Annotated in this window: 18 protein-coding genes; 3 read left to right on the top strand and 15 right to left on the bottom strand. The window is 70.6% G+C overall.

The window, feature by feature from the left end; all coding sequences use genetic code 11:
* Positions 1-46: 46 nt before the first annotated feature.
* From ABD287_RS07120 to ABD287_RS07080, 9 genes are read right to left on the bottom strand one after another with little or no spacing between them, the layout of a single operon-like run.
* Positions 47-979, bottom strand: coding sequence for a glycosyltransferase family 9 protein (locus tag ABD287_RS07120; protein WP_344170134.1), 933 nt, complete (start codon positions 977-979; stop codon positions 47-49).
* Positions 976-1,656 (bottom strand): SDR family oxidoreductase, encoded by a 681-nt coding sequence (locus tag ABD287_RS07115; protein ID WP_344170131.1) that lies wholly within the window; start codon positions 1,654-1,656, stop codon positions 976-978. Before ABD287_RS07115 ends, ABD287_RS07120 begins: the two co-directional genes overlap by 4 nt.
* A complete protein-coding gene (locus ABD287_RS07110) occupies positions 1,653-3,113 on the bottom strand; it encodes a PfkB family carbohydrate kinase (RefSeq protein ID WP_344170128.1) in 1,461 nt (486 codons plus the stop codon). The genes ABD287_RS07115 and ABD287_RS07110 overlap by 4 nt, the downstream gene beginning before the upstream one ends.
* Positions 3,113-3,772, bottom strand: coding sequence for a D-sedoheptulose-7-phosphate isomerase (locus ABD287_RS07105; protein ID WP_344170962.1), 660 nt, complete (start codon positions 3,770-3,772; stop codon positions 3,113-3,115). Before ABD287_RS07105 ends, ABD287_RS07110 begins: the two co-directional genes overlap by 1 nt.
* A complete protein-coding gene (locus ABD287_RS07100; RefSeq protein WP_344170125.1) occupies positions 3,772-4,983 on the bottom strand; it encodes a glycosyltransferase in 1,212 nt (403 codons plus the stop codon). The genes ABD287_RS07105 and ABD287_RS07100 overlap by 1 nt, the downstream gene beginning before the upstream one ends.
* On the bottom strand, positions 4,974-5,942 hold the full coding sequence (locus ABD287_RS07095) for a glycosyltransferase (RefSeq protein ID WP_344170122.1): 969 nt from the start codon (positions 5,940-5,942) through the stop codon (positions 4,974-4,976). The genes ABD287_RS07100 and ABD287_RS07095 overlap by 10 nt, the downstream gene beginning before the upstream one ends.
* Positions 5,939-7,546 carry an HAD-IIIA family hydrolase gene (locus tag ABD287_RS07090; protein ID WP_344170119.1) on the bottom strand — a complete coding sequence of 536 codons (1,608 nt, stop codon included), beginning with the start codon at positions 7,544-7,546 and terminating at the stop codon, positions 5,939-5,941. The genes ABD287_RS07095 and ABD287_RS07090 overlap by 4 nt, the downstream gene beginning before the upstream one ends.
* The gene (locus tag ABD287_RS07085) at positions 7,543-8,583 is read right to left on the bottom strand and encodes a glycosyltransferase family 2 protein (protein WP_344170116.1); all 1,041 of its coding nucleotides are present in this window, start codon (positions 8,581-8,583) and stop codon (positions 7,543-7,545) included. The genes ABD287_RS07090 and ABD287_RS07085 overlap by 4 nt, the downstream gene beginning before the upstream one ends.
* Before the next feature lie 3 nt (positions 8,584-8,586).
* On the bottom strand, positions 8,587-10,278 hold the full coding sequence (locus ABD287_RS07080) for a carbamoyltransferase family protein (RefSeq protein WP_344170113.1): 1,692 nt from the start codon (positions 10,276-10,278) through the stop codon (positions 8,587-8,589).
* A gap of 88 nt (positions 10,279-10,366) precedes the next feature.
* Between ABD287_RS07080 and ABD287_RS07075 the strand changes: the two genes are divergently transcribed.
* From ABD287_RS07075 to ABD287_RS07065, 3 genes are all read left to right on the top strand, one after another.
* The gene (locus tag ABD287_RS07075) at positions 10,367-11,806 is read left to right on the top strand and encodes an aldehyde dehydrogenase family protein (protein ID WP_344170110.1); all 1,440 of its coding nucleotides are present in this window, start codon (positions 10,367-10,369) and stop codon (positions 11,804-11,806) included.
* Between the two features lie 17 nt (positions 11,807-11,823).
* Entirely contained in the window at positions 11,824-11,961 is a 138-nt protein-coding gene (locus tag ABD287_RS07070; RefSeq protein ID WP_344170107.1) for a hypothetical protein, read from the top strand.
* A 155-nt stretch (positions 11,962-12,116) separates the two neighbouring features.
* The gene (locus tag ABD287_RS07065; protein WP_344170104.1) at positions 12,117-13,379 is read left to right on the top strand and encodes an MFS transporter; all 1,263 of its coding nucleotides are present in this window, start codon (positions 12,117-12,119) and stop codon (positions 13,377-13,379) included.
* A 4-nt stretch (positions 13,380-13,383) separates the two neighbouring features.
* On the opposite strand, the gene ABD287_RS07060 is transcribed toward ABD287_RS07065, so the two are convergent.
* The 6 genes from ABD287_RS07060 to ABD287_RS07035 form a co-directional block, all read right to left on the bottom strand.
* Positions 13,384-13,950: a hemerythrin domain-containing protein gene (locus tag ABD287_RS07060; protein WP_344170101.1), complete on the bottom strand. Its 567-nt coding sequence runs from the start codon at positions 13,948-13,950 to the stop codon at positions 13,384-13,386.
* Positions 13,951-14,209: 259 nt separating this feature from the next.
* Positions 14,210-15,046 carry a S1 family peptidase gene (locus ABD287_RS07055; RefSeq protein ID WP_344170099.1) on the bottom strand — a complete coding sequence of 279 codons (837 nt, stop codon included), beginning with the start codon at positions 15,044-15,046 and terminating at the stop codon, positions 14,210-14,212.
* Positions 15,047-15,342: 296 nt separating this feature from the next.
* Positions 15,343-16,137, bottom strand: coding sequence for a S1 family peptidase (locus ABD287_RS07050; RefSeq protein WP_344170096.1), 795 nt, complete (start codon positions 16,135-16,137; stop codon positions 15,343-15,345).
* Between the two features lie 176 nt (positions 16,138-16,313).
* Positions 16,314-17,714 (bottom strand): aminotransferase class V-fold PLP-dependent enzyme, encoded by a 1,401-nt coding sequence (locus ABD287_RS07045; protein ID WP_344170092.1) that lies wholly within the window; start codon positions 17,712-17,714, stop codon positions 16,314-16,316.
* 100 nt (positions 17,715-17,814) lie between these two features.
* Positions 17,815-19,425 (bottom strand): methyl-accepting chemotaxis protein, encoded by a 1,611-nt coding sequence (locus ABD287_RS07040; protein ID WP_344170089.1) that lies wholly within the window; start codon positions 19,423-19,425, stop codon positions 17,815-17,817.
* 108 nt (positions 19,426-19,533) lie between these two features.
* Positions 19,534-20,004, bottom strand: a complete 471-nt coding sequence (locus tag ABD287_RS07035) for an Lrp/AsnC family transcriptional regulator (RefSeq protein WP_344170086.1) — start codon at positions 20,002-20,004, stop codon at positions 19,534-19,536.
* Between the last annotated feature and the right edge of the window lie 48 nt (positions 20,005-20,052).

The following is a 20,052-nucleotide window of genomic DNA, read 5'->3' as shown; positions in this document are numbered from 1 at the left end:
CCCGCCGCGGCGCTGACCGGCGCTGCCACGGTGGCGGCGGCTGTCCTCAACCGCTCTCGCAGTGACCGGCCTGCGCCTGCTCGGCGGCGTCCAGCACCTGCGGCACGGACAGGGCAGCCAGGGCCGGGTGTGGTCCATCGTCAGGTGACGTCCGTCCGGCGGTCGGCCCCGCCCACAGCGTGCGGTGCCGGGCGCGCGCTGGCGGCCCCCAGAGCCGTGGCGAAATCGGACCGAAGAGGGTCACCGAGGGACGACCGAACGCCGTAGCCAGGTGGGAGACGCCCGTGTCACCGCTGATCACCAGGCGGGAGTCGGCGATGACGGCGGCCAGACCACCGGTGTCCGTGTACCCAGCCAACACTGCCTCGGCGGGCAGCCCTGCTGCGGCGGCGACCGACATCGCCAGTGGCCGGTCGCCGGCTGAGCCGGTCACCACGACCAGATGTCCTGCCGCGGCCAGCTCGCGCGCCACTGTCGCGAACCGATCGGCCGGCCACCGTCGCTGCGGCGCCTTCGCCCCTGGATGGATGATCGTCGCCTGGCTGACTGCCGCCGGCTCGGTTGGCCGGCGCAGGGTCAGGTCAGTGGGGTCGCTGTCGACGCCGAACCAAGCCAACATCCGGCGCCATCGCTGGACCTCGTGCTCGTCGGCCGACCATCGGGGACCGGCCGGAAAACCGGCGCAGGCGAATCCCCACATCGCGCTGGCGCCCGCGGCCGCCAGCAAGGCGTGCGACTGGGGACCCCGGCCGTGCAGGTTGACGGCAACCCGGGGAGACGGTCCAGGCCAGCGGCGGGGCGCCAGACCATCAGTGGGGTCCACACGGTCGACCCTGCCGATCAGGGAGACCAGCGGCTCCAGCCAGCGTGGAACGGCCAGCGTCAGGCATTCGTCGGGAAAGGCGCGACGAAGGCCACGGATGGCCGGCACCCCCGTGGCCAGGTCGCCGATCCCGAGCGCGCGTAGCACCAGGATCATGGGTAGGACGACTCCTGGGCGGCGCAGACGACCAGCTCCCGCACGGCGCAGCCAGCCGGTTGGCTGATCGCGAACAACACTGTCTGCGCGACGTTGTCCGGGTCGTTGAGGACAACGTCCGGACCCGGACGGTACTGCTCGGCGCGGTCGTCGAAGAACGCCGTCCGCATGCCACCGGGCACCAGCAGCGTCACCCCCACCTCACCGGCCAGCTCAGCCGCCAAGGCACGGGTGAAGCCGACAACGCCGAACTTGCTGGCGCAGTAGGCGCTGGCGTCGCTGACCGCCTTCACGCCCAGCGTGGAGGCCACCGTGACCACCGATCCGTGACTGGCCCGGAGGGTGGGCAGGGCGGCGCGGATCACAGCGGCCGTGCCGAACAGGTTGATCCGGACGACCCGCTCCCACTGCTGCGCCGGCACATCCTCCAACCTCCCGGGAACGTCCACGCCGGCGGCGGCGACGACAGCGTCGACACCCCCCATCCGTTCGATGATCCGCTCGGTGGCGCTGTGGGCCGCGGCGCTGTCCGCGAGGTCGCACTGCTCGTAGGGAACGTCCTCGGTCGGCGGGCGTAGGTCGAGGACGCACGGCTCGCCGTCAGCCTTGCGCACGGCCGTGACGACCGCCGCCCCCAGACCGCTCGCTCCACCGGTCACCAGCACCTTTCCGGTCACGCCTTTACCTCCTGTCGGTGGGCGACGGACTGTTGCCCGGTCCCGCTGGGATCGGGCGCCCGCGCCGCCGCGATGATCTGAGTGGTCGAGAGGCCGTCCACGTACGGAACGACAACGCTCTGCCCGCCCCAGCCTGCGATGAGCTCAGATTCCGGGAGCGCCGCCGGATCGCTGTAGTCCCCGCCCTTGACCCAGATGTCGGGCCGGAGCCAGGACAGGACGGCATCAGGCTCGGTCTCGTCGAAGACGACAACCGCGTCCACGCTGGACAGGCCCTTTAGAAGTCGGGCGCGATCGTTCTGACCCATCAACGGCCTGGCCGGACCCTTGATGACCCGCACGCTCTCGTCGGAGTTGAGGCAGACGATCAGGCAGTCGCCCAGTGCGCGCGCGGTCTCCAGAGTCGCGACGTGGCCGGCGTGCAGCAGGTCGAAGCAGCCGCCCGTGCCGACGACCACGCCGCCGGCGGCACGCACCCGCGACACGACCGCTGCGGCCCCGGCGGCGTCCTGCCGACCGTCGAAAAGCAGTGGACTGGGCGCCAGCGGCGAGGGGTCGGCGGCCGTTCGCAGCAAAGTGGCCACCCCGCCGTCAGCCACGTAGGTGGTGGCTCGGCTCACCGCCCGCTGCACGGCGTGCACGGTGGAACAGCCCTCAGCCAAAGCCACGGCTGCGGCCACGGCGAACTGGTCACCGGCCCCGCACGGGTCGCCCGCGCTCTGGCGAGGCGCGTGTACCAGCTGCGGTGTGGGCGCCGACAGCGCGACGAGGGCGCCGCGTGAACCCATCGTCACTGCCACTGCGGCTGCCCGCCACTGGTCGCGCAGCCGACGCGCCCCATGGGCGACGGCCCCAAGCTGCGGAACTCCGCGCACCCCGGTCAGGACCTCGACCTCACGCATGTTCGGCGACAGCAGACTCACTCCGGCGATGGCTGGTCCACCGCCGGGGTGCGGGTCCCAGACCACCGGCGCCGAGATGTCAGCCAGGGCCTCGCGGAGCTGCTGCTGGCGAGTCACGCCCCGGCCGTAGTCGCTGACAACCACCGCTTCAGCGGCTCGCAGCGCGGCGAGGGCGTCCGGGCAGGGAGGAGCCGGCTTCGTCGTCGACGCGGGACCGCCCCGGTCCCAGCGCATGAGAACCTGACCGCCGGCGCGGAAACGCACCTTCTCGGCCGTTGGGCCACTGACCGCGAGACCGATCACCGTGACGCCCGCGGCGGTGAGCAGATCACTCAGCCTGGCCCCTCCGGCGTCGTCCGACAACGCGGTGATCAAGGTGACGTCGTGGCCGTCGGCGGCGGCGAGCATCGCGGCCAGACCGGCGCCGCCGGGACGGTCGGCGAAGCCGCTCTCGTCCAGGACGGGCGCCGGGGCATCCGGAGCGATCCGGTGGACCTCGCCGTTGATGTCCCGGTCTAGGAGCACATCACCCACGATGGCCAGTCGTTTCGCCATCACGGCACCGGCCCGGCGCTGGCAGTCGACAGGGAGCCGACCAGATCGTCGCTGGCGTAGGAGTCGGTGATCTCCCGCACCTTGGGCAGGGTCAGGTCGACGTGCTCGCAGATGACGTGGACGGCTACCAGGTGCAGCTCCTGCACGATCTGCGGGTCGAGGCCCGGAAGGGCGAGCGTCTCGTCGCAGCGCCGCCCCAGCGGACTGTCGGGTCGGCCCACCATGCCCCAGGTCCGTAGACCCAGTTCGGCCGCCGCGTCGGCGGCCTTCACCAGATTCGGGCTGCCGCCGCTGGTGGAAAGCAGGATGAGGATGTCGTCGCGACGGCCGTGGGCGCGTACCTGACGCGCGAAGATCTCATCGAATCCGTAGTCGTTCCCGATAGCGGTCAGGCTGGAGGTCTCGGCCGACAGGCACAACGCGGACAGCGGCGCACGGTCGTGCCGCAGGCGTCCGACCAGCTCGGCGGTGAGGTGCTGGGCCTCGGCGGCGCTGCCGCCATTGCCGGCCACGAGCAGGCGTCCGCCATTGCCCATCGTCCAGGCCAGGTCCTGGCCCCACCGGGGGAGCAGCCGGGCGGCCCGTTCACGAAACAAGGCCAGCGCGGTGGACAGGTCATCGAGGTGTTCATCCAGAATCGAGCGGTCAGGGGGGGACATCATGCGGTGACCTCCGTGAGGGTGTGGGCGGCGATCCGGCGGTACATCGACTCCATCCGGGTCGCGCAGTGATCCCAGCCGTACCGTGTGCGGACCCGACGCAACGAAGCCCTGCTGTAGGCGCGGTGGCGGACGCCGTCGGATAACAGATCCTGGATCGTCCGGCCCAGGGCGTCCGGGTCGCGCGCCGGGACAAGGTCTCCGGTGATGCCCGGCGCTACGGTGTCGGTGTGTCCGCCCACCGCGGTCGCCACCACCGGCAAACCACAGGCCATCGCCTCGAGCGGGGTGAGGCCGAACGGCTCATACCAGGGAGGACAGACGAGCACGTCCGCCGACCGGTACCAGTGCGGCATCTGTTCGGCCGGGATCTGCCCGGTGAGGCGCACCCGGTCGGCGAGTCCAAGTTGGGTGGCCAGGGCCCGCAGTTCCCTGGCCACGGGGTCGTCGTCCAGCTCGGCTAGGACCGGACCGCCGATGATCACGCATTCGGCGTCAGGGACTCGGCACATGGCGCGGATCAGGTCCGCGTGCCCCTTGCGTTCGACCAACCGACCGACGGCGATGACGCGACGCCGCTGGCTCCTGGGCGCTGCCGGTCCAGTCGACTGGAATCGGACCAGATCAACTCCCGACGGGATAAGAGTCACCTTCTCCGGCGCCAACTCCAGTCGGCGCAGCTCGCGGATCTCATCGCGGCACTGCGCGACCACGCCCGTGAGCCGCTGGCAGAGCATCCGTTCGTCATTGAGCCGCTCAGGTGGGCTGGTGTCGGCTGCTCCCTGATGACGGCGTTTCACGACACCGAGCGCGTGGAACGTCTGGACGACCGGGAGACGCCACGGGTCAGCCGCCCGCAAGGCGGCGACGCCGCTCATCCAGAAGTGCGCGTGGATGATGTCGGGGATCCACCCCTCGGCCTGCCACCGGCTGGCGAGCCAGTCGCCGAGGGGCTCCATGAAGGGCCGGAGCTCGTCCTTGGGTACTGGGCGCGCAGGCCCGGCCGGAACGTGCGCGACCTCAACGTTCGCGGCGAACGCCACCCGTTCGGGCAGTTCGACCGCGTCGCGGCGGGTGTACACCCGCACATCGTGGCCCCGGGCCCCCAGCGCCTGGGCCAGCGCCGCTACGTGGGTGTTCTGACCCCCCGCGTCGATGGTGCCCAGTACGGCCAGCGGGCTGGCGTGTTCCGAGATCATTGCTATCCGCACGTCGCCTCCTCCAGTAGGCGGTCCCAGTCAGCGAGGAACCGGTCAACGCCGTACCGGGCACGGACGGCCTCGGCGGCCTTCCTACCCACCCGGGCTGCGGCCGACGCGTCCTCGACCAACCAACGCGCGCCGTCGACCAACTCGTCGAGGTTGGTGCTGAGCACCCCCGCCTGCGGCGGCACGGCGGCGATCGCGTCAGTGGTGGCGAACACCACGGCGGGCATCCCCATCGCCATCGCCTCCAGCAGACTCAGCCCCAGCGATGTCCACCGGTGCGGGTGCAGATAGAGCCGACGGCGGGCCATCGCGGCGTGCATGGCGGCCTGCGGCGGGTCGTCGTGGCCGACGACTGCCTCGCCGGGCAGTCCCAGGCGCTCAGGCAGCGCGGCTGCGTCGATCCCGAACACGTCCACCGGTGCCACGGCGGCGAACCGTGGCAGCAGGTCGGTTCCGGTGGTCCGCCAACGGCGGACCGGCTCGTTGATGGCCACCCCGATCCGGTCAAGCTCGCCGGTCCACCGCGGGACCGGAGTTTGGATGCCGTGTTCGATCACCGTGCAACGGGTGGCCCCGGTGTCCCAGAAGGCGGCGTTGAAGTGGGTGACATGGGCGACAACAACATCGTCCCGGTCAGCCATCGGATGACGGCTATCGGGAACGGCGCCCTTGGGGGTGTTGTGTTCGACGTAGACCAGGGGGATGTCGCGGCCGACCCGTCGGCCAATCCAGCGGGTCGCCAGCTCCACCTCCTCGGGACTCTGGGCGATGACAACGTCGATGTCATCGTCGGCGAGCTGCGCCGGTGTTCGCTCCTCGACAGTGTCCGGCCAGTCGTAGGTGCGGGCCCGGCCACGCCCGAAAGGACCCCGGTCGGGGGTGACCGGGATGAGGTAGCGGTGCTTGCCCTGGACCAGCGACGAGGTCCAGGCTGCGTGCATGTGCCACAGTAGGATGTTCATCGCGCTGCCTCTCCGTTGGAGTTCCGACCGAGCGTGGCGACGGCCTCCATCACCGCGGTCGGTTCGATCTGGTCCAGGCAGTGGTGTGCAGGCGTGGGGCAGTTGAGGGCCCGGCTGTTACGGCAGGACGCCATCGCGTCTCCCAGCCGCGCGGTGGGCACCCGGTACGGGCTCCACTGACCGAACGGGACGGTGGCGGCGAACAGGCTGACGACCGGGGCGCCGACCGCCGCTGCGAGGTGCGCCGGTCCGGTGTTGCCCACCACGACGATGTCCGCGGCGGCTAGCAGCGCGGCGAGTCCGGCCAGGCTGAGCCGGCCACCGAGGTCCATCGCGTGCCGGTCCGCGACCGATGCGGTCAGCGCTCGTTCGTCGGGCCCGCCGGTGACCACGACGGTGTGGCCGGCGCGGGCCAACGCTGCGACCATGGGGGCGCACCTGGCCGGCGAACACGCTCGGGCGGGGACACTGGCGCCTGGATGCACCACCACGAACGATCGGCCGCGCAGCTGCGCTGGGATCTCCACGGCGGCGGCCCTGACACGTACCGTGTCGAGCGCCAGTCGGCCGTCGTCGCCAGCGGGCAGCGCGAAGCCGGCCGCCGCCGCCAGCGACAGCGCCCGTTCGGCTTCGGGCAACCCCAGCGGCGGTCGGTGTCGTACGTCCAACAGACTGCCGGGGTAGTCGTCGCTGATGGCGCTGATCCGCCGCACCTCGGCCAGGCGCAGCAGCAGCGCCGTGGGCAGGCAGGACTGGTGGAAGCTGGTGAATATCACCGCCTCGTCGATCTGCTCGGCGTTGAGCTGGTCGACCAGCGTCCGCATCTGGTCCGCCTCGACCGGTCGCGGCTCGGCGTCGATCCAGGGCGTGTGCCATTCGCGGATCGCGTCCACGCCGGGGAGCAGTTCGGCGGCCGCCCTCCCACGTGGCCCGCACCACAGCGTCAGCCGGTCGGCGCCGGCGGCCAGGGCCCGGATCGCCGGGCCGGTGACCACCATGTCTCCCAGCGAGTCGGCCCGGATGGCCAGCACATGCCCGCCCCGGCCTGGACGGGCAGAGGCGACGGTCAGCAGCCGTTGTCGACGGAGAATCAGGTCCACGGCGTGGGCAAGATCGCCGGCGACCGTCGGCGCGGCGGCGACCTCGGCTTTCAGGGTGACGTCGGTGGGAACCAGAATGCCCGCGGCGCCCGCTGCCAGCGCGGCGGCCATGTCCCGACCGATGTCACCGACGACAACGCACCGGTCCGCCGTCGTGCCCAGAGCCCGGGCGGCGGCGCGCACCAGCTCGGGCGCGGGCTTCCGGCAGGCGCAGCGGTCGTTGTCGTCGTGTGGGCAGATCTGCCAGGTGTCGAACGGACCGAGCAGCTGCTGCACCCGTTCGTTGACCGCACGCAACTGCTCCCGGGTGAACCGGCCGCGGGCCAGACCCGACTGGTTGGTGACGACCCCGAGCCGCAGCCCCGCCTCGCGCAGCCGATCCAACGCCAGCCTGGCGCCGGGCACGGGCGTCACCCTGGCTGGGTCGCCGTTATAGGGAACGTCGACGATGAGCGTGCCGTCGCGGTCGAACAACACCGCGTCGAAACGACGCCCCGAGGTCATCGGGCCCCTGCCAGCGCGCCATCGCCCGCACTGGGGCTCGGCGCCGAACGGTGCGGCGGCACGGGCATCAGCGGCTTCGCGCCCCGAGACCTCCACCAACCGTGGAGCCAGTGGCTGACAGCGACCTGAGGAATGATGGCGCTGGTGACGGCCATGGTGACGACCTCTGTCGCGGTCCGGGGGCCCGGCCTGATCCGGGCGCTGGCGAACTGCGCCACTCCACCAGCCCACAGACCGGCCGCCAAGGCCGCCATCTGCGTCCACACCTGGGTTCCGCGGCGGGAGCCCAGCCCAGCGATCACCGCAAGAGCGCCCGCGACACAGATCACCACGTGGTTGCCCCGTCGACCCGTCGGCAGCTCCAGCGCCGAGCGCCAACGCGGACCGTACAGGCGCCGCAGCAGAGCGTCATCGGCATTGCCGCGCTGGGCACGGACACTGACCCACGGGCCCTCCGGTCGAACCGGATGAGCAGCCTGACGAGCGCCACGAACCAGTGTCCAGCCCGCCATGCGCACCCGGTGTGCCAGCTCGGCGTCCTCCCGATACGCCGCAGGGAACCGCTCGTCGAATCCCCCCACCGCGGCTAGGGCCGTCCGGCGGTAGGAGATGTCGGCGGTGATCCACCTGCCCTGGGCCAGCGCAGAAGTGCAACGCTCCCAGTCGGTCGGGCGCCGGTCCGCGGGCAGCGGAACGGCAAGCCGCCCCTGCACAGCGCCGACGCTGGCGGGCGCCATCAGCAGATCCTGACGCAGAACGCTCGACCAGTTCGCGGCCGGGACGACATCGTCGTCGAGAAATGCGATCCACTCGCCAGCAGCAGCCTGCCAGCCACAGTTACGCGCTGCTGCCGGGCCGCGACCCGGACCCCGGATTAAGCGCACGCCCGGCGCAATGACCAACGGTGGGTCCGGCGTCCGCCGGTCGTCCACCACCAGGATCTCGTCTGCGCAGCCCCTACCGGTGACGGCTGCCAGCAGGACAGACAGGCTGGGTCGGCCGACTGTCGGGACGACGACGCTGATCTTCGCGCTCATTCCTCATCCCTCGTCGGCCGGGGCAGTAGCGCCCGGGTCGGACGGACCGGTCCGGTAGGCGTTGTCCCGCCGGACAGCGAACGGGCCCATGGCGAGCAACGCGACCGGGGCGGACCCCAACAGCTCCATCGCCTCCCGCGGAGTGTCGACAATGGGACGGCCGGCCGTGTTCAGCGAGGTGTTGACTACGACGGGCAGACCAGTGAGCCGGTCGAACTCGCTCAGCATCTCCGCCACCAAGGGCTCGGACTCCGCAGCAACCGTCTGGACCCGGGCCGTTCCGTCGACGTGAGTGACAGCAGGAATCCGATCCACCCAGCCTGGACGGACCCGGTGCACGAACAACATGTACGGGCTTGGTAGTTGACCCTCGAAGATCTCCGGGGCCCGCTCGGCGAGCACCATCGGCGCCACCGGGCGGAACTGCTCCCTGCCCTTGACCTCGTTGAGGCGACGTGTCATGTTCCGGTCGCCAGGATGGGCCAGCAGCGATCGGTGGCCCAGCGCGCGGGGCCCGTACTCTGCGCGCCCCTGGAACCAGGCGACGATGCCCCCGTCTGCCAGCACACGGGCGGCCTCCAGCGCAATGGAAGGTGGCTTGTAGTAGGGCAGGCCCGCCCGCCGCAGTTCCGCCTCGATCTCCTCGTCGGAGTAGCCTCGCCCAAGATCCGCGCCGGTCATCGCGTCAGTGGCCGTACCGGCCGCCGCGCTCGCATGCAACGCCGCTCCCAGCGCCGTGCCGGCGTCCCCCGCGGCGGGCTGGACCCAGATCCGTTCGTACGGGCTCTCGGCGGCCAGCCTGGCGTTCGCGACGCAGTTGAGCGCTACCCCGCCAGCCAACGTCAACGTACGGGCGCCGCCGCTGGCGTCATGCGTCCACCGGGCGAGTTGGAGGATGACCTCCTCGATCCGGGTCTGCACGCTGCTGGCGAGATCAGCATGGTCCTCAGTGAATTCGGCGCCCTCGACCTGCTTGGCTAGGGTGTCCCAGTGGATGGGCTGGACCTTGAACCCGCCCTCATCGGTGACCTGGATCAGCTCGCGTAGCAGACCGAGGTGCCGTGGCCGGCCGTAGGAGGCGAGCGCCATCACCTTGTACTCGTCGCTGGAGCGTAGGAACCCGAGGCGCTCGGTGAGGTCCTCGTACAGCAGGCCCAGCGAGTGCGGCAACCGCTGCTGAGCCAGCTGCGTCAGCTCGCCGCCGCGGTACACGCCGGCCAGGTGGCTGGCGACCTCACCGCGTCCGTCCAACACCAGCACGGCCCGATCGGCGCTCGCGTTGTGCGGCACAGCCAGGCCCGCCGATGCGGCGTGGGCGATGTGATGCGGCACGAACTGAACGATGCCCGGGTCCAGTCCGGGGAGGGCGGCGGCGAGGAACTGGGGCGTCCGCGCTGCGTACTGCTGTCGTAGCCAGTCCCACGGGTCGGCGAGGCCGACTGCTTCGCTCGGTTCACAGATTCGCGGGTCAAACGAGTACGCGACAGCGTCCAGGTCACTGGCGGCGACGCCACCGTGCGTTAGACACCAGGCGGCCGCGCGCTCAGGCAACTCCCACGCGGAGAAGGGAACCGGCCGTTTGCCGTGCTTACGACGGCTGAACCGCTCCTCCTCGGCGGCGGCCACGATCCGGCCGTCGACCACCAGCGCCGCAGCGGGGTCGTGGAAGATGGCATTGATCCCGAGCACCTTCATGGTCTGCCCGTTACCCCGCCGGTCCGCTTCTAATCCACCGGGCGCAGAGATCCCGTTTAATCACGGCGGCAGCGGGAATCCACGGGCAATGATCTCAGTGGAGCACCTGATCGAGGGTCGATGGCAGTCCGGAGCCGACCATTTCCACGTATGTGACCCCGCCAACGGCGGGACGGTGACCCATGTGCCGCAGGCGACACAGTCGGACGTCGCCGCCGCGGTGAAGACCGCCCGCTCCGTCGAGGACTCCTGGGCCTTCGTCACGGCTGGCGAGCGGGCGACGATGTTGCATGCCGTCGCCGATCGCATCGCGGCCCAACTGGAGCCGCTGGCCGCCGCGACCACAGCTGAGATGGGACGGCCGCTGGCCAGCAGCCGCGACAGCGTCCGAGCGGCCGTGGCAACAGTGCGCCAGTACGCCGAACTCGGACCGTTACACCGCGGGCGCAGCCTGATGGGCCGCACCGACGCGCTCGATCTGATGCTCCATCGGCCACGAGGCGTGGTGGCGGCCATCACTCCGTGGAACGATCCTGTCGCCGTGGCCTGCGGCCTGCTCGCGGCAGCTGTGGTCACCGGCAATGTCGTGGTTCACAAACCCAGCGAGCGTACGCCGGGCGTGGGCTACCTGTTGACGCGATGCTTCGCCGAGGAGTTGCCCGAAGGCGTGATCTCTCTGGTCAATGGAGGTCCGGCCGTGGGCGCCGCGCTCGCCGGAGCCGCGGTCGACGTGGTCGCCCACGTCGGCGCTACCCGCACCGGTAGGGCCATTGCCGCCGCGTGCGCGGCCACCGGGGCCAAGGCGTTGTTGGAGAACGGTGGCAGCGACCCGCTCATCGTCGACAGCGGGGTTGATCCGCGCTGGGCGGCCGAGCAGGCCGCGGTGGGGGCGTTCGCGAACGCAGGCCAGATCTGCACGGCGGTGGAACGTGTCTATGTGCATGAGGCAATCTCGGACGCGTTCGTGGTCGCCCTGCTCGAACAGGCCGGGCGGCTCCGCATGGGGCCTGGGACGGATCCAACGACGACTTTGGGTCCGCTGGTCGATGTCGCCCACCGGGACGCCGTGCACGCCCAGGTGGCGGCCAGCGTCCGGGCCGGCGCCAGCGTCCGCTGCGGCGGTGTGGCGCCCGACGGGCCCGGGGCCTACTACCCCGCCACCGTACTGACCGACTGCACCGACCAGATGGCGGTGGTACACGAGGAGACGTTCGGTCCAGTGGCCCCGGTGATGGTGGTGCGCTCATTCGCCGAGGCACTTTCCCGAGCCGGTGGATCCCCGTACGGACTGGCAGCAACGGTCCTCACCCCGTCGATGGGACACGCGCAGCAGGCGGTCTACGAACTACCGGTGGGAACGGTGAAGATCAACGCGGTCTTCGGCGGTGCGCCAGGTGGGGCAGCGCAGCCGCGGCGCGGCAGCGGGCAGGGCTTCGGGTACGGACCTGAGCTTCTCGACGAACTCACGGTCACGAAGGTCGGACATATCTGCGCCCCGCCCCCAACGGCGCCGGACCAGCGGAGTTGAGCATGGAAGATCTAACTGTGACCGATGACTTCTTCCTGGACCAGGCCGCCGAACCGGGGCTGGACCCACACTGGGTTCAGGTCGACGGCATTACCGAAAGCGCCGAGCTGAGATTCGAGACGGCGGCGGATTCTACCTATCCGTTAGGGGACTGACGTCGGAGCGGCCCCGTGACCGCCATCGGCGGTAGGTTGCCTTCGGGTAGCGGGAGAAGTGACAAAGGGATTACCGGTTTCGCAGGTGCGAACCCGTCCGATCGGGAAATGGAGCGGCCCCCGCCTTCGGGTCGCCAACAACCGAGAGGGCCCCGGTGGTTCTTCCCCGAATACTGCATCCGCTTAGCCTGCGCAACTACCGGCTGTGGGCCGGCGCCGACATCGTCTCGGTCGCGGGCGCCTGGATGCAGATCATCGGCATCAATCTTCTGGTGCTGCAGCTGACCGGCTCCGCAGCGGCGATGGGCGTGTCGGTCCTCCTGAGCAGCCTTCCGACGATCCTGCTCGGGGGCTGGGGTGGCGCTCTCGCCGACCGCCTACCCGTCCGACCGGTTCTGTTGGCCTGCCAGGTCATACGCATGTTGACCGCGTTCGGGCTCGCGGGCGCCGTCGCCACCGGAGTGGGCGGAATGACCGTCGTCTATGGCTGCGCTGTGGTGGGCGGCGTCGTCACCGCGGTCGAGGGTCCGGCGCTCGGGCGGTTCGGAGCCACACTGGTGCCGGCGGCACAGTTGGGAACGGCGCTGGGCCTTGGCTCGATGATCAGCTCAGGCGGCCGTATCGCGGGCGTCGCGGTGGCCGGGGCGCTGGCGGCGTCCACGGGCACGGCCACGCTGTTCCTCATCAACGGCATCTCCTTCGTTCTCGTGATCGCAGCCGTCGTCGCGGTGCGCACCGCCGAGCTCTTCGATCTGACGCCTGGCGACCGACCCTCGAACACCGACGCGGCAGGGCCGAGAGTCGGCAGTTTCCGGGAAGGCGTGCGGTACCTTGCCGCCCAGCGGACTCTGATCGTGGCCTTGGGGCTGGCGTTCCTACTTGGCAGTCTGGGCCGCAACTATCAGGTCACCATGGCCGCCATGGCCGACGGACCGCTCGCGGCGGGCGCGGCCGGCTACGGAATGCTGTCCACCGCCTTCGGCGTCGGCGCGCTCGTCGGCGGGATAGCGGTGGCGAGCCGAGCACACCTGACCTGGCGACTGTTCCTGATCACCGGAGCTGGGATGAGCGCGCTTCAGGCCCTCTCCGCCTTCAGCGACGGCGTCGTCATGTTCGCGCTCCTCATGGCCTTGATAGGCGCGGCTGCCGTCGTCGTTGACACGATCATCGCCACCCGCCTGCAGCTGGACACTCCCCCCCGCATGCGCGGCAGGATGCTGGGAATTCTGGGTATCACCTCAGCCGCCGGCAGCATGCTCGGCGCCCCGATCCTGGGTTGGCTGTGCGACACGATCGGCCCAGCGGCCGCGCTGGAGCTGGCCGGAATAGTGACGCTCGCAGGCGCCGGCGCGGCTGCACTAGGAATGCGTAGGTGGCGCCTGCGGCTCTGGCCGCAGGCCGCCGCGGCCAGCAGCTGAGCGTTCAGCCAGTGACCCGCCCGGTGAGCTTGTCCCGCAGGCGGTCGACCAGCCCGACGCCGGGCCCGACGAGCTTGTGGAACACCTCGCTGTTCGGCGCGCCCGGGTGCGGACGGGTGGGCGCGAGCTTCTTGGCGCGTTCCACCTTCTCGGCCAACTCAACGAGCTGCTCGAGCGGAATGGAGCGCCTCAGCTCGGGAAACTGCCTGTTCTCCTCGTCCTTGACATGCTCGGCCAGGAGCCGGTCCAGCTGGCTCAGCGCGGCCTCAAAGTCGACGCCTGACACATCCGCGTCCTCTAGGCGGACCAGGGTCTCCTCGATCTCCTGGTGTTCCTCGATGTCGTGCGCGACCGCTTCCTCGCCGTTGGCGAGGTAGCTGCGCATCACGGGGTATACGTACATCTCCTCGGCCACCGCGTGCCGAACGATTTCGCTGATGGCGGTGTCCGTCAGGTCCCGACGGACCATCGGATCAGTCACCGTCTTGATGTTGCCGATGAGCGCGGTGACCTCTTCGTGGTCATGGGTCAGAACGTCGATGACGTCCCGGCTGAGCTGGCTGCTGGTCATCATTGCCTCCCGTTTGTGCCTCCTATTGGCGAATACGTCCCCCTCTACCCGGCACGAACGGGGCTAATCCTTATCAGGCCAGCGGCGGGACTGCCTGGCGGTCGACGGGGCCGCGGCCCAGCCTTGTCGAGCAGGTTGTCGAGGTTGGCGCTGATGGTTCCCATCCGGGCAAACGATCCGGACAGTAGGAACGCACAACTGTTCGGTTGTGCGATAGGTAGACCCGAAGGTTGGCATCACCGCCGCGGCCAGTTTGGTCTTAGCTGACAGTCGTGGCCGGCTGGCCGCCGATCGCCTTGATCGCCGTCTGGATGTCAGCAGTGAAAGCGCTCACGCGGGTGTAGTGGCCGGCCTGTCCCTTGCGGGCGCAGCCGATGCCCCAGCTCGTCACTCCGACCTGGACCCAGCCGGCGCCGACCTGCTTGAGCAGCGGCCCGCCGGAGTCGCCCTGGCAGGTGTCGATGCCGCCGTTGGCCAGGTCGCCCGCGCACACCTCGACGGCCGCGTACTGGCCGCACTTGCTGTCGCCGATCACCGGCAGGTCCACCTCGCGCAGGAACTGCTCGCTCTTGGCGGCGGAGCTGGAGGTCTTGCCGTAGCCGAGGGCCCGGAACGTCGGACCGGCGTCGTGCGTCTTCGCCGTGGGCAGCAGCGGGTAGCCGGACAGTGGGAGCGGTTCGGTCAGTTTGACCACCGCCCAGTCGCCCTTCTTGACGCCCTTGCCGGCCTGCCGGACAGCCTCGACCCGCTTGAGGCCCGCGGGCTCAGCCTGTTTCCAGTCGAGTTTGCCGATGAACGCCTCGACCTTGCCGGGCAGCGGCGTCGCGTTGCCGGGACCGTCGTGCAGGCAGTGGTGCGCGGTGAGCAACACGTCCGGGGATACGAGAGTGGCCCCGCAGATGGCGAAACCCTTGCCCTCGACCGGAACCCGGATGCGAGCCATCCACGGGTACTCGACGGTCGATGCCTTGCCGCCCACGATGCGCTGGGCCGGGCCGGAGGAGTCGGAGGTCGTGGCCGCGGAGGCCACCGGGACGGCGGCGGCGAATGCCGCGACGGCTGCTGAGACGGCGATGAAGGCGCGTGTCCGGGTCATCTGGCTGCTGATCCTTTCGTGGGGGCGGATCGGCCGGCGGAGCGGAAGGCGGACCAAGAGGCGACGGCGGCGTTGGCCGGGCGCCGCGCCCCTTGGTCCGCCGGTCTGGGGATGCTGAGCGTCTGGCTCGGCCTGTTCGACCGAACGGGTCCCGCTGTTCACACGGGTGTCGACATCCTGCCTCTCGCCATAGGGTTTTGTCGATAGGCGAAGCCCTTTGACCAGGGGAAACTCCGAACCCTCTGTAAGCGGTTGGCTGCGCTCCGAAAGGCGGGCAGGTAGGCGGGGCGGCCCGTTCAGGCGGGCTGCTGGCCGCCGAGTTCGCTGATGGCCGCCCGGATGTCCTTGGCGAAAGCGCTGACCCGGGCGTAGTGCCCGGGTTCGTCCGGACGGGCGCAGCCGTTGCCCCAGCTGGTGACCCCGACCACGGTGGCCGACGCCCCCGCCAGCGACACCAGCGGTCCGCCGGAGTCGCCGTGGCAGGTGTCGATGCCGCCGTTGGCGAGGTCCCCGGCGCAAAGTTCGAACGGCTGGTAGTGGGAGCACCGCTCGCCCGTGATCGGCGGAAGGTCGACCTCCATGAGCACCTCGGAGCCAAAGCCGCCTTCGGCTGTCAGGCCCCACCCCATGGCCCGGAGGCTGGCGGCGGTATCCTGTCCGCCGTCAGCGGGCAGTTTGGCGTACGACGACGCCTGGTACGCCTTGTCCAACCGGACCACCGCCCAGTCGCCTCGGGTGGGGCCCGGGCCGAGCTTGAAGGTGGAGCCGACCCTTTCCCGGCCGACCGGGAGGGCGTCCTTGAACTTCAGTGTCCCGATCGCCGCGGTCACCGAGGTGACGCCGCCGTCGAAGCAGTGCTGGGCGGTGAGGACGATGTCGTGCGAGATCAGCGACCCGCCGCAGATGTTGCTCTTGGGCCCGGCGTGCAGTCGCAGGTGTGTCATCCACGGGTAGGCGCCCTCAGCGGCCGGCTTCCCGCCGACGATGTACGGGGCCGGGCCCGGCGGGTCCGCGTGCGCCGCGTGGGCCGTCATCGTTCCTGCGACCATGGCGAGCGCGAAGGCGAACGCTGCGAGGGTGCGACGATTCACAGATGCTCCTGGGACGGCCGGCCCTGGGGCGCCGGGGTGGGTGGCGGCGTGTCGGGCGGCCCCCGCCAGCGACCCGCACACACCCCTCACCCACTAGTGACGGCTGTCACACCCGTTTGGTTCCATCGATGTTCATCTTTCGATCAACACCTGCGCGGCCAGCCGCGACGCCCCGATCACCCCAATGACGGCGGCGCCGCGCACGGCGACAGACCCGGCCCCGCGGCCGGGTTCACCTGCGCCCAGGCCGGCCACACCCGCGGGTCCGGCGTCGGCAGCCAGCCCTTGTCCGACGGCGTGTACTCCCAGGCCGGACCTTCCTTGAGGTACCGGGTCAGGGCGTCGAGCAGCCGGTCGATGTCCTCGGTCGGCGAGCCGACGCCGAAGCTCGCCCGGATCGCACCCTCGCGCCCGTACCCCTTGCGGGCGAACAGCGGATGCGCGCAGAACCGGCCGGTCCGCACCCCGATCCCGTGCTCAGCGGACAGGTACGCCGCGACCCGGTTCGGGTCGTGGCCATCGAGCGAGAACGTGGCCAGGCCGATCGTCTCGGTGGAATCGTCCCAGATGCGGAAGATCTGGGCGCCGAGCGCTTCCAGGCCATCCACCAGCCGCCCACGCAACAGGTGCTCGCGCGCCTGCATGGCGCCCGCCGGAAGGCCGGCCAGCGCGTCGCAGGCGGCGGCCATCGCCACCACGCCGAGGACATTCGGCGACCCCGCCTCGTGGCGTTGCGGGGAGGTGGTCCAGGTGACCTCGTCGAGGGAGACGTTCTTGACCGCTCCGCCGCCGCGGAGGAAGGGCTCCGCGGCGTCGAGCCAGTCGCGGCGTCCCACCAGGGCGCCCGATCCGAACGGCGCGTAGAGCTTGTGACCGGCGAAAGCCAGGAAGTCGACGCCGGTCGCGGCCATGTCCAACGGCAGGTGCGGGGCGGACTGGGCGGCATCCGCCAGCACCCGGGCGCCGCGTGAGTGCGCCAACGCGACGATCTGCGCCAACGGCGTCACCTCGCCCGAGACGTTCGACGCCCCGGTCACCGCGACCAGCGCCACCGGGCGTTCGTCGAGCGCGGCGGCCAGCCTGGCGAGGGTCTCGGCCACGGTGTCGGCGGCCTCGACGCAGCGGTGGGCGCGGGCCCGCCACGGCAGCAGGTTCGCGTGATGCTCGATGTCGAGGAAGAGCACCTCGCCGTCGGCGGGGACGCATCCGGCGGCCAGGTTGAGCGCGTCGGTGGTGCAACGGGTGAAGATCACAGCATCGTCGGGACGGGCGCCGACGAACCGTGACACCGACGCGCGGGCCGCCTCGAACACCGACGTCATGACCTGCGACGCGTAACCGGCGCCGCGGTGCACGCTGGCGTAGTACGGCAGCACCTCGGTCAACCGATCGGCGACGACGGTCAACGCCGGCGCGCTGGCGGCATAGTCGAGATTGGCGTACCGGACGTCGCCGCCCTGGACCAGCGGCGCCCGCAGGTCGCCGCCGACAACGCTCAGCAGCGGGCGGTCCAGGGCCGCCGAGCCGAGGCTGCCATCCGAAACGGAGCTGTCACCCGAAGTGAAGTTGGAGGTCATTGGCCTACGATACCGACCCGACCACTCCTGAGGAATCGGTGGCTGTCAACGTCTTGGCGTCTCGTTGACTCTGGGCCGTTCGGCTGCCATCCGCCGAACATCAGGAGCAGCGGAAGCCCCCGATCAGCGCCGTCAGACGCGCCGCCCGCTGGGCCAGGTCGTCGGCCGCGGACTGGGCCTGGGCCACGCCGCCGCTGGTGTCCTGGGTGGCCCGGGCGATCCCGGCGACGTTCTCGCTGATCGCCGAGGCCCCGGTGGCGGCCTCGGAGACGCTGCGACTGATCTCGTTGGTCGTCGCGGTCTGCTCCTCGACGGCCGCCGCGATCGTCTGCTGGAAACTGTTCACCCGCTCGATCACCTCGGCGATGCCGGTGATCGCCGAGGTGGCGTTCCCCGCGCCGGACTGGATCGCGTCGATCCGGCTGGCGATGTCGCCGGTAGCCCGGGCGGTCTCCTGGGCCAGATCCTTGACCTCGGCCGCGACGACGGCGAAACCCTTGCCCGCCGCGCCGGCCCGCGCCGCCTCGATGGTGGCGTTGAGCGCCAACAGGTTCGTCTGCTCAGCGATCGACGTGATCACCTTCAGGACCGCGCCGATCTCGCCGGACGCTCCGTCGAGTTGGTTGATGATGCCCGAGGCGCGCTGGGCGGAGGCCACCGCCTCGCCGGCGACGTCCGCGGCCTGGCTGGCGTTCTGGGCAATCTCCCGGATCGAGGCCGTCATTTCCTCGGCGCCCGCCGAGAGGGTGTGCACTGTCGCGGACACCTCCTCCGACGACGCCGCCACGACATCGGCCTGCGCCGACGACTCGACGGCCGCCGCCGAGATCTGCTGGTTGGTCGCCGACAGCTCCTCGGCGCTCGCGGCGACCGTCCGGGCGTGGTCGGCCACCTCCAGCAGCGTCTGGCTGGTGCGCTCGTTGGCCTGGTCCAGCGCGGTCGCCATCTGTCCGATCTCGTCCCGGTTGGCGACCTCGGCGCGGCGGGTGAGGTCACCCTCGGCCATCGCCTTGAGCACCTGCGACACCCGCTCCAGCGGCGGCATGATCGACCTCGTCAGCAGGACGGCCCCACCGGCGGCCATCGCGAGCGCGGCCAACGCGGTAAGCAGCAGCCACAGCTGCGACGAACCGGCCTGGCGGTCGATCTCGGCGCTCGCCGTCTCGGCGTGCTCGTTCGCCAGCTCGGCGCCGGCGGCGAGCGCCGTGGTCACCTCGTTGTGCAGTTTGACGGCCTCGTCCAAAACGAACTGGTCGGCGACGGCCTTGTCGGCCGGGCTACCGGTGCGGTAGAGCTGCGCGATTCGCGCGTCCAGGGCGCCGAACCGCTCGGCCGCGGCGGCCGCCTTCTGGACCTCGGCGGCGACATCGATCGGCGCCTCGTTGATGATCTTTTCGAAATGCGGCCGGACCTCGGCGACCGCGGCGAGGTACTGCCGACGCGCGGGCGCGGTGTCAGCGACCGCGCGGGTCCCGTCCCGGCCGACCTCGAACGCGTACGCCGTCTGCCACCCGTTGACCTCGGCAGCGTGGAAGCGCAGCTCGTTGAGGTCGATGGCGAGGTCGTGGGCCAGGTTGGCGCGCACCGCGCTGTCGGCGCCCTTGACCGACAAGTCGTATCCGATCACGGCGAGGACGACGACCAGCGACGCGGTGACACCGAAGTTGAGCCGCAGCTTCGCGCGCAGCGACAGATTCTGGAGGAGGCTCATGGTCCTTGTTTCGGTCGCCCCGGCCGGGAGCTGAGCCCAAGCAACCGACAGGCGGCCGGGTGCTCAGTGCCCGGCCGGGGTGCCCACGAACCCGATAACTACAGAATGTCACCGTTCGGGGACGGTCAACGGCTGGCCCGTGGGCGGCCCGTCCAGCAGCCTGGACAGGACGATCATGCTTCGGGTGGAGGTGACGAACGGCTCCGCCCGCAGCCGTTCCAGGGACTGCTCCAGGTGCCCCATGTCCGCCGCACGCAGGTGGACGAGCGCGTCCGCCTGTCCGGAGACGCTGTAGGCGCCGATCACCTCCGGGTGCCGCCGGATCGCCTGACCGATCTGCGCCGGCGTCGCCTTGCCCGTGCAGAACAGCTCGACGAACGCCTCGGTATTCCAGCCGACCGAGCGCGGGTCCACCACCGCGGTGAAGCCCTTGATCACTCCGGCGGCGCGCAGCCGGTCGACCCGACGCTTGACCGCTGGCGCGGACAACGAGACCCGGGCGCCGATCTCCGCATAGGAGCTGCGGGCGTCGGCGACGAGAGACGCAATGATTCGCTGATCAACCGGATCGATCCGCAATGATTCGCTCCTCAAGCGCAACGCGCCTATCTGGTTCTGACGATCACA

It is taken from the genome of Pilimelia columellifera subsp. columellifera (assembly GCF_039532605.1).
Lineage (GTDB): Bacteria > Actinomycetota > Actinomycetes > Mycobacteriales > Micromonosporaceae > Pilimelia > Pilimelia columellifera.
The sequence above is the reverse complement of the archived record's forward strand: the minus strand, read 5'-3'. Positions and strand labels throughout refer to the sequence as shown.